The sequence below is a fragment of the Peribacillus sp. NPDC096622 genome, assembly GCF_044762665.1.
In the GTDB taxonomy this organism is placed as follows: domain Bacteria; phylum Bacillota; class Bacilli; order Bacillales; family DSM-1321; genus Peribacillus; species Peribacillus frigoritolerans_B.
This window is the reverse complement of record NZ_JBIWES010000005.1, coordinates 74694-90143: the sequence shown is the minus strand read 5'-3', so window position 1 is coordinate 90143 and position 15450 is coordinate 74694. Positions and strand designations below refer to the sequence as shown.

General features: G+C 42.1%; 11 protein-coding genes. 6 read left to right on the top strand and 5 right to left on the bottom strand.

What is annotated here, in order from left to right; translation table 11 throughout:
* Positions 1 to 270 precede the first annotated feature (270 nt).
* The gene (gene thrS / locus ACIQYG_RS11470) at positions 271 to 2178 is read left to right on the top strand and encodes a threonine--tRNA ligase (RefSeq protein WP_402838476.1); all 1908 of its coding nucleotides are present in this window, start codon (positions 271 to 273) and stop codon (positions 2176 to 2178) included.
* Positions 2179 to 2267: 89 nt separating this feature from the next.
* On the opposite strand, the gene ACIQYG_RS11465 is transcribed toward thrS, so the two are convergent.
* Together ACIQYG_RS11465 and ACIQYG_RS11460 are read right to left on the bottom strand one after the other, a co-directional pair.
* A complete protein-coding gene (locus ACIQYG_RS11465; RefSeq protein WP_402838079.1) occupies positions 2268 to 2762 on the bottom strand; it encodes a hypothetical protein in 495 nt (164 codons plus the stop codon).
* 129 nt (positions 2763 to 2891) lie between these two features.
* Entirely contained in the window at positions 2892 to 3518 is a 627-nt protein-coding gene (locus tag ACIQYG_RS11460) for a LysE family transporter (RefSeq protein WP_402838078.1), read from the bottom strand.
* Positions 3519 to 3786: 268 nt separating this feature from the next.
* On the opposite strand from ACIQYG_RS11460, the gene asnA reads away from it, so the two are divergent.
* The 4 genes from asnA (at position 3787) to ACIQYG_RS11440 (ending at position 8528) form a co-directional block, all read left to right on the top strand.
* On the top strand, positions 3787 to 4782 hold the full coding sequence (gene asnA, locus ACIQYG_RS11455; protein WP_483878360.1) for an aspartate--ammonia ligase: 996 nt from the start codon (positions 3787 to 3789) through the stop codon (positions 4780 to 4782).
* Positions 4783 to 4993: 211 nt separating this feature from the next.
* A complete protein-coding gene (locus ACIQYG_RS11450; RefSeq protein ID WP_402838075.1) occupies positions 4994 to 6226 on the top strand; it encodes an MFS transporter in 1233 nt (410 codons plus the stop codon).
* A 143-nt stretch (positions 6227 to 6369) separates the two neighbouring features.
* Positions 6370 to 7002, top strand: a complete 633-nt coding sequence (locus ACIQYG_RS11445; protein ID WP_402838073.1) for a LysE family transporter — start codon at positions 6370 to 6372, stop codon at positions 7000 to 7002.
* Positions 7003 to 7190: 188 nt separating this feature from the next.
* On the top strand, positions 7191 to 8528 hold the full coding sequence (locus tag ACIQYG_RS11440) for an amino acid permease (protein WP_402838474.1): 1338 nt from the start codon (positions 7191 to 7193) through the stop codon (positions 8526 to 8528).
* Between the two features lie 46 nt (positions 8529 to 8574).
* Here the strand turns inward: ACIQYG_RS11440 and ACIQYG_RS11435 are convergent, their stop codons facing one another.
* Both ACIQYG_RS11435 and ACIQYG_RS11430 read right to left on the bottom strand, forming a co-directional pair.
* A complete protein-coding gene (locus ACIQYG_RS11435; RefSeq protein WP_402838071.1) occupies positions 8575 to 10248 on the bottom strand; it encodes a ribonuclease J in 1674 nt (557 codons plus the stop codon).
* A 143-nt stretch (positions 10249 to 10391) separates the two neighbouring features.
* Positions 10392 to 11291 carry a TetR/AcrR family transcriptional regulator gene (locus ACIQYG_RS11430; RefSeq protein ID WP_402838069.1) on the bottom strand — a complete coding sequence of 300 codons (900 nt, stop codon included), beginning with the start codon at positions 11289 to 11291 and terminating at the stop codon, positions 10392 to 10394.
* A gap of 254 nt (positions 11292 to 11545) precedes the next feature.
* Here ACIQYG_RS11430 and ACIQYG_RS11425 point away from each other — a divergent pair, with 254 nt between their 5' ends.
* Entirely contained in the window at positions 11546 to 12994 is a 1449-nt protein-coding gene (locus tag ACIQYG_RS11425; RefSeq protein ID WP_402838472.1) for a DHA2 family efflux MFS transporter permease subunit, read from the top strand.
* A gap of 437 nt (positions 12995 to 13431) precedes the next feature.
* Here the strand turns inward: ACIQYG_RS11425 and ACIQYG_RS11420 are convergent, their stop codons facing one another.
* Entirely contained in the window at positions 13432 to 15435 is a 2004-nt protein-coding gene (locus tag ACIQYG_RS11420; RefSeq protein WP_402838067.1) for a YhgE/Pip family protein, read from the bottom strand.
* Positions 15436 to 15450: the final 15 nt, after the last annotated feature.

The window sequence follows — 15450 nt, the reverse complement described above, 5'->3', positions numbered from 1 at the left end:
ATAAGGACATGAATCATTTTTACGGTCTGCAGAGAGGGAAGGGCAGCTGCGAACTTCCTGGCTTAGGAAACTGATTTACCGCCTTTGAGCTATATCAGTGAACAAGAGTAACTGATATCGTCTAAGCTGCGTTACAAGCTCCAGAGCCATGAGTGTTTTTTGCTTATGGGAAATTGGGTGGAACCACGGGTAAACGCACTCGTCCCTTTCGTAGGGATGAGTGCGTTTTTTTATTATTAAAAAAGGGGTGTTTATGTGATGGGTGAAAAAATGATTAAAGTTCAATTCCCGGATGGGCAGCAAAAGGAGTATCCGCAAGGGACTACAGTGGAAAGTGTGGCAGGCTCAATCAGCTCCAGTTTAAGGAAAAAGGCAGTAGCAGGAAAACTGGATAAGCAACTGGTTGATCTAAGTCACAAGCTTAATAAGGATGCCGAGCTGTCGATCTTGACTCTCGATTCGGATGAAGGATTACAAGTATTACGACATACATCGGCGCATGTTTTGGCACAGGCTGTGAAAAGATTATACCGTAATGTGGAATTAGGGATGGGACCAGTCGTGGAAGATGGTTTTTACTATGATTTTAAGTTAGACCATCCTTTGAGCTCAGAAGATCTGCAAGCCATTGAAAAAGAGATGGAACACATCATAAGTAAAAATTTGGAAATTAAAAGGAGTGAAGTGACTTATGAAGAAGCTGTGAAGTTATTCGAGGGCAGAGGAGAGTCATTCAAATTGGATATAGCAAAGAACATCCCTAATGGTGAAAAATTAACGCTCTATCAACAGGGGGAATTCGTCGATCTTTGCAGAGGACCCCACCTTCCATCCACATCATTTGTAAAATCGTTCAAATTGACTCGTGTATCGGGTGCCTATTGGCGGGGAGACAATCAAAATGAAGTTCTTCAAAGGGTTTATGGCGTGGCTTTCCGAAAGAATAAAGATTTACAGGAACATTTTAAATTCCTGGAAGAAGCGGCCAAACGCGATCATCGTAAATTAGGGAAGCAGTTGGAGTTATTCATGTTTTCGGAGGAAGCCCCTGGAATGCCATTTTATTTACCGAAAGGACAAATCGTTAGAAATGAATTGGAGAAGTTCTCGCGTGAGCTTCAGACTGAGGCTGATTACGACGAAGTTCGGACTCCTTTCATGATGAATCAGCGGTTATGGGAACAATCGGGCCACTGGGACCATTATCACGAGAATATGTACTTCACTGAGGTGGATCAAACAAAATTCGCGATGAAGCCAATGAACTGTCCGGGCCATATGCTTATTTATAAAAACAGTCTTTATTCTTACAGGGATTTACCCGTCCGGATGGCCGAATTCGGTCAAGTGCACCGTCATGAATATAGCGGTGCATTGAATGGGATGCTGCGTGTCCGTACATTTTGTCAGGATGATGCCCACATCTATGTACGGCAAGATCAAATCGAAAGTGAAATTAAACAAGTGTTTCATCTGATCGATAAGGTGTATCGCACTTTTGGATTCGAGTATTCCGTGGAGCTCTCGACTCGTCCGGAGGATTCAATGGGCGAAGATTCCCTTTGGGAAGCTTCTGAAACAGCCTTGAAAAATGTTCTGGAAAGCATCGGGATACATTATCAAGTAAATGAAGGGGACGGGGCATTTTATGGACCGAAAATTGATTTTCATATTAAAGATGCATTAAAACGAAGCCACCAATGTGCAACAATCCAACTTGATTTTCAAATGCCCGACAAATTTGATCTGACTTACATCGATGAAAATAATGAAAAAGTCCGTCCGGTCGTCATCCATCGTGCCATTTTTGGATCGATCGATCGTTTTTTTGGAATCCTGATAGAACACTTTGCCGGTGCTTTTCCGGTATGGCTTGCCCCGGTGCAAGTACAGATCATCCCTGTCTCACAAGTTCATTTGAATTATTGTTTAAAGGTTCAAAAAGCACTGAAGAATCAAGGAATAAGAGTGAAAATCGATGATCGGAATGAAAAGCTGGGGTATAAAGTCAGGGAAGCACAGATGGGCAAAATCCCATACATGCTGGTCCTTGGAGATAAAGAAGAGAAAGAAAATGAAGTAAATGTCCGGAAATACGGGGAACAAGAAGTTGAAAATGTCGCAATAGAAACGTTCATCAATAAAATGGTCCAGCAAATAAAAGAACGCAGCATCTAACAAGAACGGAGCATAATCCGGAACTCACGACTAAATACGAGAAATTCACGAGTAAAAAAAGACAGTCGAATAACTCGACTGTCTTTTTTTTATCTACAAATCCATACCCAGCCAACGCCCGGAATGAACTGCTGGAAACAGTTACCGCCCGGTCCACCCTGTCCGCCGCCTTGACCGCCGCCTTGACCGCCGCCTTGACCGCCGCCTTGACCGCCGCCTTGACCGCCGCCTTGACCGCCGCCCTGTCCGCCGCCACCGGCAGGGCAGGTTAATCCTAGGTATTGTAATCCAACTATATCTGTATGATGAACCTCATTTGGAATGCCACCTTCGAGAATCTGTACCATGCCAGTAGTATTATTTATCCCCATTAAAATAAAGGTGTGCTGGGTGTTACCCCAAAAGCCCCTGAAGCAATGACCTTGCCGGCCTGCGTTTAAATGGCTCTGAATAGTGGCTACTGGAACCAGTGTTTGTACTGGCAGTCTGTCATCATAATAAGGCAAATGAGCATAGGAATTATCGTAATAATATGGAGCAGTATAATATGGAACATTATAAGAGTAATAACCGTAATTATACATTCAAGAAATCCTCCCTTTGTGTTTACCCTTTCAGGCTATGAACAAAAAGGGATAAGTGTCCGACATGGACAAAGAAGGATAATAAAATAGGCGGCCTATTTTATCTATTCACGAGTAAAGCTCATCACTTTATGTAAATAAAACCTTTGCTGCCTGGATGGCAAAGTATATGCCGATCCCTATTAGGGATATACCCGATATGATCGAGATGCCCATTAGAATGGGTTTGGATAAAAAGCGTCTGAAGGTGCTGGCGATGATGGCCATTGCGAAATCCCAGATCAAGAGGCCGATAAGGATGCCTGAACTGTATAAAAGTAAATGATCCATATCATATTTTGAAGCGGAGTTTGCGAGAATGGATCCATAGATCCCCAGCCAAAACAAAATGGATAAGGGATTCGAAAGGGACATGATGAATCCTGTCAGGAATGAAGAAAAAAGGGAATCTTTCGCTTTTCGTGCATTCACTTCAATCTTACCTGCACTAAGCAGACTTTCGATTCCAGTATAGGTCAGGACGAAAAATCCAAAAAGCCATAAAAATGTTTTCATGAAGGAGTTGTCCAAGAAGTGGACGACACCGAAAAAGACGAGGGCTATAAAAACAAAATCCGCTAAAATGGCACCCCAGCCAAAAACCCAGGCATGCCAAAAACCCTTCTTGATTCCTTTGTCCAATTGAGCAGCGTTTATGGGACCGATAGGAGCAGCCAGTGATAAGCCTAATAATACATAGCTGAAAAAAACACCCAATTCATCACCTCATCGTTTGATACATCTTCGCTTATTTGAATGTATTCAGGCAATTGGACTTGTACCACATTTTTAGCCCTTTTTTTGAGGTGATATGGTGAATCATTGTCCGGTTTGCCGCTTATGGAGGTACATGGTCGTGCCTGTGTGTTTTTGTAACAACACATAAAACTCCTTCATAATGTAATTTAGTCAAATGGAAAGACGTCAATTTAAATGCATGCGCTGTTCAAAGCGGAATTGGAGGATAATTATGCCTGAATTATCGATGCCGAATAAATATAAAACAATTCTTGATATCATGCATACTGATATTGCAATAAATGAAATTAAGAATCATTTTGAAGAAGGACTTTCAAATGTGTTAAACCTTATTAAAGTATCTGCACCTTTCGTTTTAAATGAAGGTAACGGTATAAATGATAATTTAAATGGTGTGGAGCGGATTCTTACCTTTGAAGCTCTGGATATTAAGAATAAACAAATAGAAGTGGTTCAATCTTTGGCAAAGTGGAAAAGAATCACTCTTTCAAGGTATGGTTTGGCTTGTGATGAAGGCATTTACACAAATATGAATGCGATAAGACGTGATGAAAAACTGGATAACCTGCACTCGTTATTTGTGGATCAATGGGACTGGGAGAAAGTCATAACGAAAGAACAGCGTAATGTAGATACATTAAAATCTGAAGTGAAAAAAATATATAGAGCCATTAAATCGACCGAACATTATATGTTTGAATTCCATCATCTGCTTAAGCCTGTGTTACCTGATGACATTCACTTCATTACGACCCAGGAGCTGGAGGATTTATATCCGGATCTGAATCCGAAGGAAAGAGAAAATGTCATAACGAAGAAATATGGTGCAATTTTCATTATGAAAATTGGCGGAGAGTTACGATCGGGGGAAAAGCATGATGGCCGTTCACCAGATTATGATGATTGGGAACTAAATGGAGATATCGTTTTATGGAATCCACTCTTGGAATGTGCTTTTGAAGTTTCTTCAATGGGAATTCGAGTAGATGAAAAATCACTGTTAAAACAATTAAGATTATCCAAAACCGAAAATCGTAGGGTGCTCGAATATCATAAGGCCGTTTTGGAAGGCAAGCTTCCGTATTCAATAGGCGGGGGAATAGGGCAATCCAGATTATGCATGTTTTTGTTGAAGAAAGCACATATTGGCGAGGTTCAGGTTTCTGTATGGAATGACCAAATATTAAAGGATTGTGAAAAAAGGAATATTATTCTTTTATAAAAACGAAAGAACTCAACCCATTCTTAAACAGAATGGGTTTTTTGTTTTAAAGGTAATAGGGGTAATTTTGGGAGAAGCGCAACTGAATAAATCTTTCTGCGCTATAACATAATAATTGAAGACATCTAATATATGATGCAAAACAAATTGGTTTCACAATGGTTACCTTTTATGCAACAAGTTGCTTTTATAATGGATGAGGAGTGTAAGTATGGAAGGTCATGAGAAGCAAAATAAAGATGTAAGCGTGTGGTGCCTGATCAGTATGGCATCGATTCCATTGGTAATGACACTTGGAAATTCAATGCTTATCCCGGTTTTGCCCATTTTCGAGGAAAAGGTGGGGATATCTTCATTTCAATCAAGCATGGTGATAACAAGCTATTCCGTTGCATCCATTTTTTTAATTCCCATAGCTGGTTATTTATCAGATCGATTCGGACGGAAAATGGTAATTCTGCCTAGCCTGATCCTAGCCCTTATCGGTGGCTTGATAGCTGGTTATGCATCATGGAAAATGGAAGATCCCTATACCTGGATTATCATTGGGAGGGTATTGCAAGGGATTGGGGCGTCAGGGGCCTCGCCCATCATTTTGCCTCTGGTTGGGGATTTATACAAAGATGATGATGAAAAAACGAGTTCTTGTTTGGGTATCATAGAAACCTCGAATACATTTGGGAAAGTACTTAGTCCAATATTGGGTTCCCTGTTTGCTGCATTTATCTGGTTTTTACCATTCTTCTCGATTTCATTCTTCAGTTTAATATCTATTGTTTTGGTCTTTTTCTTTATAAAGGTACCAAAGGAGAAGGATGAGCCGAAGAAATTCAAAGAATTCTGGCATGATACGAAAAAAATATTCAAGCAGGAAGGAAAATGGTTATATACAGTTTTCCTGATTGGTGTATTTGTCATGTTGGTTTTGTTCGGTGTTCTTTTCTTTTTGTCTGATAATCTGGAAAAAATTCATGATTTGCATGGAATCAAAAAAGGTTTAGTGATAGCGATCCCTCTATTTTTTCTTTGTGTATCTTCTTATGTTGCAGGGAAAAAAATCAAAGGGGAATTACCAATCATGAAAAAGATCATCATGATCAGTTTAGCTGTCCTTTCAATTAGCCTTGTATTTGTCGGTTTTACAAAAAACAATGTCTTCCTTCTATTGGTCATAACAAGCTTGGTGGGCATAGCAATTGGTGCGTTATTGCCGACACTCGACGCAATCATCACTCAAAATATAAAAAAGGAACAGCGGGGGACGATAACCTCCTTCTACATGTCATCAAGGTTCATCGGCGTTGCGGCAGGCCCTCCGGTCATGTCCCTTGTCATGAAAAATCATATCAATTTGACCTATATCATTTCAGGGATCATTGGTATAGGAATTGTATTTATTGTTATGAAATGCATTAGTTCAGACAAAAAAGAAGCTGCTGCCTAATCGGCTTCGGTAACATTCCAAAAAGCCGGGCTTCCCCACGGCTTTTTTTGTAACTTGGGAAATTTTTTTGGCATGTGGTTATAGGCAGAGGGTTGCCACATAAAATGTACAAGTCATGAACTAGCTCGAAGGAGTGATGCTTTTTGAGTGTACATTTACTGCTAAGTTACTTTTTTTTGGGACTTACCCTTGCAGCACCGATCGGTCCGGTGAACTCCGCTCGTATCGATAAAGGAATCAAGAACGGGTTTTGGCATGCCTGGATCGTCGGGGCAGGGTCGATGATCGCAGATGCCTTGTTCATGATTTTAGTATATGTAGGAATGGTACGGTTTTTAGAAATTCCGATCGTACAGATATTTCTTTGGCTTTTTGGCGGATTTGTGCTTATTTATTCTGGGGTCGAAAGTGTATTACGGGTTAATACGATATTATTAAATGAATACAGGAATAGGGATTCTTTAATTTCCTGTTTTTTGACTGGGTTCATCATGTCCGTGACCAGTCCATTGTCCATTTTATTTTGGTTGGGGATATATGGATCTGTTTTAGCTAAAACGGCTTCAAGTTATGGGACTTCCCAACTTTTCATTTATAGCGGGATGATCTTTCTTGGCCTTACCTGCTGGGATTTTTTTGTAGCGGCATTAACGAATGGATTTCGCAGGTTCTTAAATGAAAAAAGCTTAATGGCCATTTCGATCATCTCTGGATTATCATTGGTCGGCTTTGGGGTTTATTTTGCTTATCAAGGCATTTCTGCCATCATATCCTAAAGGAGAATGCTTTCAGGTTATTACATAGGGTATTTGAAAACTTCTTCCTTGCATAATTCATTGTGGCATTATCAACACTATGAATGATGGAAGGGGGTAATGTTATGACAACAACAAAAGCCAATTGCAGTTCAGCGAAAGGAAAGACTGGTCAAGATTCCAATGCATCGGGTGAACAACAGGGCGATATGAAATGGTGGCAGCTATCATTGGTCGGTGTAGGCTGTACGATCGGGACAGGGTATTTCCTCGGATCGACCATAGGGATTAAAACGACTGGGCCATCCATTGTATTCTCATTTGTATTGGCTGCACTAGGTACCTATATCGTTTATAATCTGCTTGCCAAGATGACGGCTGCCGATCCTCAAGAAGGTTCTTTTTGTTATTATGCCAATAAAGCATTTGGAAGATGGGCGGGCTTTAGCTGTGGCTGGAATTATTGGTCCTCCAATATATTGATCATGGGAAGCCAGCTTACTGCGCTTTCGCTATTATCTCAATTTTGGTTCCCGAAAGTGCCGCTATGGCTATTTGCATCGGGTTTTGCAATTGTTTCAATCGTGGTGGTATTGCTGGGAACAAAAGGGTTCGACAGGGTGGAAAACATCCTTGCTGTAATTAAGACAGCAGCAATCGTAATGTTTATCATTATTGCAATATGTGCCGTTTTCGGCTGGTTTGGTCTTGATGGAGCGAAACCGCCATCATTTCCGAATACGTACAATGAATTATTCCCTAAAGGGCTAAAGGGGTTTTGGACATCCCTTATCTATGCCTTTTATGCGTTTGGCGGCATTGAGGTCATTGGACTGATGGCGATGCAGCTTAAAAAGAAAGAAGATGCACCAAAGGCAGGGACGATCATGCTCTTGGTCCTTACCATTATATATGTGGTTTCATTGGGGTTAGCCGTAACCATGATTTCGTTAGGGGCATTCAGTGAAAAAGAAAGCCCATTCGTTTCGGCATTGGACAGTTATCATCTGGCATTTTTCCCGCACGTTTTTAATGGTGCGATCATCATTGCCGGTTTCTCGACGATGACAGCTTCACTATTTGGTGTAACCAATCTATTGGTAACGCTGTCCGATGATGGGAATGCACCCGCATTATTCATGCAAAAGATAAAGAAATTCAAGGACCTTCCACTGCCTTCACTGGGGCTTGGGGCCTTAGGGCTTCTAGGATCGATCATCACTGCCTTGCTCCTGCCAGGCAAGATTTATGAATACATTACAACATCTGCTGGTATATTGCTTTTGTATAACTGGGCATTCATCATTCTTTCTTCATTCAAAGTCTTGGAAAATAAGATGTGGAGTAAGATAACGGCCGTTTTTGGACTTCTTTTAATTTTAGCCGCCGTAAGTGGCACATTGCTTGAAAAAGAGATACGTCCAGGATTTTTCATCAGCCTTTTATTCATCGTGATCATCGGTCTTGCAGCCGTTTTCATGAAGTTCAAGGTTTGGAACAAGAACAAGGCAATGGCCGCAAAAGCGAGCAAATCAGGACTTGATTGAAAAAAGGAACTCGACTATACAAAGTCGGGTTCCTTTCGATTTGGCTCTAAATCTCAATTATTATTGGAAGGATCATTGGTTTTTTCTTAGTTTGAGTAAAGAGATAGTGCCCCAATTCCTTCTTTATGGTTTGTTTGATGATGTTCCACCTGTAAATTTTTTCACTTTGTAAGTCGTTGACCGTTTTCGTGACAAGACGATTCACATTTTTAAGGAGGTCTTCGGAATTTTGAACATAAACAAATCCACGGGAAATGGTATCGGGTCCTGATACTATTTTTCTTTCCGTCTTGCTTAGTGTGATGACGATCACGAGCATTCCATCTTCGGAAAGCTGCTTACGGTCCCGCAGAACGATTTCTCCAACATCCCCAACGCCAACACCGTCGACAAAGGTATTGCCGGCAGCCACCTTTCTTGTTTGACGGGCAACGGAGTTTTCAATATCCACCACATCACCATTATTGATGATGAAAGTATGGTCCTTCTCCACCCCGACAGACTCAGCTAGTAATCGATGTTGGTGCAGCATCCGATACTCACCGTGAATCGGTATGAAATATTTAGGTTTCATCAGGGTAAGCATGAGCTTTAACTCTTCCTGATAAGCATGTCCGGATACATGCATGCCCGTTACAGTCCCGGAACCGTAAATGACTTTGGCACCCAGTTGAAACAGGTTGTCGATGATCCGTGAAACATCTCGTTCATTTCCTGGTATTGGAGTGGATGCAAGAATCACTGTATCATCAGGCAATATGCTCATATCCCGATAATTCGAACTGGAAAGGCGGGAAAGGGCAGCAAACGGCTCTCCTTGACTTCCTGTACATAAAACCGCTACCCTTTCAGGAGCATAACTATCGACTTCTTGTGGCTGGATAAGCATCCCATCAGGAACCTCGAGATAGCCGCGTTCAATGGCAACGTTTACGACGTTCACCATGCTTCGTCCAATCAGGGCTAGTTTCCGGTTTGTCTTCTGTGCTGCGTTCACAACTTGTTGAACGCGATTGACATTTGAAGCGAATGTCGAAAGAATGACTTTTTGTTTTGCCTGCATGAAGGCCTCTTCAATATGGCTGCCAACCAGATGCTCCGAGGGACTGGAGCCGGGACGCTCCGCATTCGTGCTTTCCGATAATAAAACGAGGACACCTTCACTCCCGATTTTGGCCATTTTATGAATATCGGGATACTGATCATTCATCGGAGTCAAGTCAAACTTAAAGTCCCCTGTATGGACGACCGTGCCTTCTGGCGTATGCATGGTGACTCCGAGGCAATCGGGTATACTATGGTTCGTTTTGAAAAAGTCCAGAACCATCTCCCCGAATTCCAGCTTTGAATCCGAATTGATCTGGATTAATTCAGTATCACCCAAAAGGTTATGTTCTTTTAACTTCAATTCAATCAAACCAAGTGTTAAACGTGTGGCATAAATGGGTACATTCAATTTTTTCAAGAAATAGGGGATACCGCCAATATGATCTTCATGTCCATGAGTCACGATCAAAGCGCGGATCTTCTCCTTATTCTCCTGAAGAAAGGAAATATCAGGAATGATCAAATCGACTCCTAATAAACTTTCATCAGGAAACTTTGCACCGCAATCAATAATGACGATATCGTTTGAATATTGAACAACATACATGTTTTTACCGATTTCATTCACTCCGCCCAAAGCCAAGATGGACAAAGCATTCTCTTTCACACTCAAGTAGGTAGACCTCCCTTTATTATGATAAGGATAGTGTTTCCTTAGGTCGCTTTTATAAAACCAACTCTTTTTTAATCCGGGCAATTTTAAAAAGCCATAAAAAAAAACACCTGCCGCTTCCGGTAGGTGTGTATCTTCAATCTTCATCGGCTCAAGCAAGAATTGATGCTTTCTTCAAAAGTCTCAATGTATGCTTGGATCTGTGAAGCATATCCAGTCTTCAAAGTGTCCAGCAGACTTTCTATCAAGAATTCTCGCGGTTTGTCAGACTGCATCAGCTCATCTTGGATGAAGTCGACCAACTCAATGGCTCTTCTTCGATCTTCATCGCAAGGAAGAGCTTTGTTTATCGCTTTTTTCAATTCCGTGGTGGAATGAAGCAAATCATTATGGCAAGCATCAAGCTGGTTTGTGAATTTTGGAAACCACGTATCCATTAATTCTGGATCAATGATCTGTTCCCCGCTTTCAGCCACTTCATTGACTAAATGGACAATGCGATTCATGCAATAGCGGATAATTTGTATGTCCGGTGTACCGGCGGGATTAGCACGGTAACTAAAATGGCTCATGTGGGTCATCATCGAATGAAAGATAATGACGCTATCTAAAAGATAGGGTTTTTTACTTTCACCGAAGATATCGATAAAACGGTTATACATCCAGCGTAAGCTCAACAATAGCGTCTTATTGATGAATTGCTTTAATTCTTCATCATTGGAAACACGGACTTCTTCGATCAGGATAAGCAATTTGCTTTGCTTATTCACCATCAATTGCAGTTCGAGCTGCCGGATGAAAATTTCAATATCGGCGGAATCTTGACCAATCAACAGTTTTTCCCGTTCATGGCGAATCTTTGTATAAAAGGAGCGGAAAATGGCTATAAATAATTCACCCTTCGAAGGGAAATAATTATAAAATGTACCTTTTGATATTCCGCTGCCGTCTAAAATGTCCTGAATGGACGTCGCTTGGTAGCCTTTGTCAATAAATAGCTTATGAGCCGTATCGATGACATTCTGCCTTCGGTTGTTCATCATATCACCTGATTTTCATTATACTGCTTGTATAAATTTAATCGTACTCTATTTTTCATCACAGCACAAACCCTTATTTAAACCAGTAAATTTTTATTGCAAAAAATGAACTAGGGGTATATTATTGATTTTGTGAGCTTGGAATATACCGCTCGTATAATTAAATGAACCAATAGTTTGAATGGAGGAATAGATAAAAAGTGAGTACTGCACAAATAAATGAGAAAAAGGGTTCGTATGGCATTTTGGCCATACTGATGGTCGGTGCGTTCATATCGATACTGAATTCAACCCTTTTAAATATTGCACTGCCATCAATCCAAATAGACCTGGGAATCGAGACTTCCACAGTCCAATGGCTGACAACGGGCTACATGCTCGTGAACGGAATCATGATTCCGACAACTGCCTTCTTAATAAAAAAATATTCGGTACGTAATCTGTTCCTGACAGCCATGCTCCTATTCTCAATCGGGACGATCGTGGCAGGTGTAGCGCATGTATTCCCGCTATTATTGAGCGCACGTATGGTTCAGGCTGCCGGTTCGGCAATCATGATGCCATTATTAATGAACGTACTTTTAACTTCTTTCCCTGTTGAAAAACGGGGCTCGGCAATGGGACTATTCGGTTTGGTCATGATGTTTGCCCCTGCAATCGGGCCGACGCTATCAGGCTGGATCATCGAACATTATGATTGGAGAATGCTATTCCATTTCATTACTCCGCTAGCTTTACTAGTGCTTATTTTCGGCTTCTTTAAACTTAAAGACCACAAGGAAAAAGTCGATATCAAGATCGATAAATTATCGGTCATCCTATCCAGCTTGGGCTTTGGAGGCCTGCTTTACGGATTCAGTTCGGCAGGCAGCAAGGGTTGGGATAGCCCGTGGGTATATGGAACACTGATTGTCGGTGCCATTTCCCTGATCCTTTTCATTTCACGCCAGCTTAAAATGGATACACCGATGCTTGAGTTCAAGATCTTCAAGCACCCGATGTTCGCTTTATCCGCAACGATCTCAATCGTACTGAACATGGCGATGTTCTCGGGGATGATCTTAATTCCGATGTACACACAAACAGTACGTGGCATTTCACCATTCGATTCTGGATTACTGATGCTTCCAGGTGCACTATTGATGGCCCTCATGTCACCGGTTACCGGTAAGCTTTTCGATAAGTTCGGTGCCCGCATCCTTGCTTCGATCGGTTTGCTTATCACCGTAGTAACTACGTATTTGCTAAGTAAATTATCAATGGAAACTACGTATACAGAAATTGTAATCCTGTTTTCCGTTCGTTCCTTCGGGATGTCAATGTCCATGATGCCGATCATGACAAATGGTTTGAACTCGCTGCCAGCCCGCATGAACCCGCATGGTACAGCCATGAATAACACACTGAACCAAATTTCCGGTGCGATCGGTACGGCATTGCTCGTTACGGTCATGTCTAACCGTGCAGCTTCTACTGCCGAAGATTTAATGACGAAAGCGATGAGCAAATTAACAAGCCAGCCCACCGCTGAGATGATGGGCCAAATGAAAGCCCAAATCGGGATGCAGGCAATGCTGGATGGAATTAACTTCTCCTTCTTTGTATCTACCTTCATTGCCGGTGTGGCGCTGATTCTGGCATTATTCATTAAGCGCGCATGGCCGGCTGAAGAAAAACCAGCTGTGAAAAAAGATCAAACCGCTTAAATGAAACAATAAAAGGCCCTATGCCACCTGAAAAAGTTCAGGCAGCATAGGGCTTTTTCTAACTTCAGCCTAACGGAATGTAATTCAGGCTAAGTAAGGCGGAATAATTCGATCACCAAATTCGAGGAAATCGAGTTTGCCTGCAGTTTTTTATGGCTTGTACAATTTGGACGTTGATTTCAGCTACAGGTACTAAGCTTTCCGCGGGCGGTCAGGAAGCCTCCTCGGCTTGCACCTGTGGGGTCTACCTAGACGCGCTTTTCTAAGCATGAGTCTCGCACCTTTCTCTCCAATCAACATTGTTATAACATTTAGATAGAAACCATACCTGATGAGTTGAAGGTGTTGGTTTGGGAACATCATTTGATGAAAGAATGTTTTCCGAACCTCTTTTGTCTACAATGAGCGCAGTGCCATTTGCACTGCGCTTTTTCACATCAAGATGTCACTTCCTCTGAAGTTGCTTTTGCATGCTGGATATGACTGGCTATCCAGCCAATGATCGCTGCGGAAACGAGATAGGCGAGCAAGATCCAAATCTGCATCCGCAAGTTTTCCCAGCCTCCTAATGAGATGACTTCCTGAAGTTCCTTCAATGAGTGGGCCATAGGTAAAAATTGACCGATTTTCGTCAATAATGACATGCCAAGTTCTCCTGGGAATGTTCCGCCGCAGGTAGCCAATTGGAACACGAGAAGGGTCACTGCTGCGAATTTGCCAACCACTCCGAATACGGTCACCAACATAAGGATGAATGTCATGAAGGTAAATGAAACGATGATGCTTGATAGAATGAATACTAGGACACTGGCTACATGTAAATGGAATCCAAGAAGGACGACTGCATCCACTAGAAGTGCCTGAATCAAGCCGATTACATATACCAGCATTAATTTATTCGTGAAATGAACGGTTCCGGTAACCCTAAGATTCTGCCTGCGGCCAAGCGGCAAGATATTGGAAGCCATGATGCCGCCTACATAAAAGGCCAATGACAGGAAATAAGGAGCAATTCCGGTTCCATAGTTAGGAACTTCAGATAGCTTTGATTGGACCAATTGCACGGGTTCAGAGAACATCGAAGTGGTCGAATCGTCGTACTGAAGACTGGCCGTTTTATCGGCAGCTTCATTAAGCCTGGAGGATAACTTGTTTGAACCCGTTTCGAGCAAAGCCAGTCCGTCTTGAAGTTCCGCCGATCCACTGGCTAGCTGGCTGCTCCCGCCAGCTAGCGAATCGATTCCGGCATTTAAATGGGAGAAACCATTTGTCCATTTAGAGAATCCATTCGCGAATTCTTCGGTGCCCTCGTATAATCGCTTAGCACCCGAGGTAGCTTGTGCCATTTTATCACCAAAGGTATTCATCCCGGTTTGAATGGTTTCTTGACCATCAGCCACTTTTGCAGCACCTTCGCCCAATTGCTTTTGACCGGCATTTAAAGTGGTGGCTGTTTTGGCTAAACCTTCTGATAGGGCAACGATTTGCTTGAAGTCTTGATCCTTTATTGCTTCAGGATGACTTTTCGTATAGTCATCCAATTGTTTCTTAAGAGTTTTCGCTGTAACGGCAGCCTGTTCTTGCCCTTGCATCAATTTTGCATTTCCGGCTGACCAGTTCTCAACACCCTTCCTTACTTCATTCATCCCATTTTCCAATGAGTCATGCCCATCAGATATCCGCTTCATGCCAGTATATAAGTTCTGGGAACCTGATGTTAATCCATCCGCACCATCCGCTAAGGCTTCTTGTCCATCCAAAAGCTTGGTGCTTCCTGTTTGCAGCTTCTGGGCGCCATCATTCAAATCCTGAATGCCACCAGCCAATTTCACACTGCCGCTTTTCGCATCTGCTGTTCCTTGATGAAGCTTTTCCGCTCCATCCCCGGCATCCGCCAAGCCGTTAGAAACCTCCTGGAATTTCGAAAGGATGCCTTCAGAATAGACTTTCGTGATGCTTGCGTTGATTTTTGCAGTCATCTTTTCAACAGCAGTAGAGCTGATCTGTGAGGCAACGAAGTTCTTGCCTGGATTGACAGTATACAAAAGTTTAGCCGTTTCCGGTTTTTTATCCATTAAAGTGGTGACATTTTTCGAGAAATCTTCCGGAATCGTGACAACCATATAATAGGTACCAGCTTCAAGACCTGTATTAGCCTCTTTTGCCGTGACAAAGTGAAAGTCCAATTCTTTCTGCTTTTTCAATTGTTCAACGAAATCAGCTCCAGCCTCGACTGGCTTATCATCCATTTCCGAGCCATTATCGAGATTGACCACTGCTACAGGCAGCTGATCCAATTTTCCATAAGGGTTCCAATAGCCTGCCAAGAAAAATCCCGAGTAGATCAATGGAACGACCAAAAGGAAAATCAAGGCGATTCTCCCGTGTTTATGTTTCCACATCGCTTTTATATCTTGAAATACAAGTTGTAAACCTTTCATTATAAGAGCCTGCCC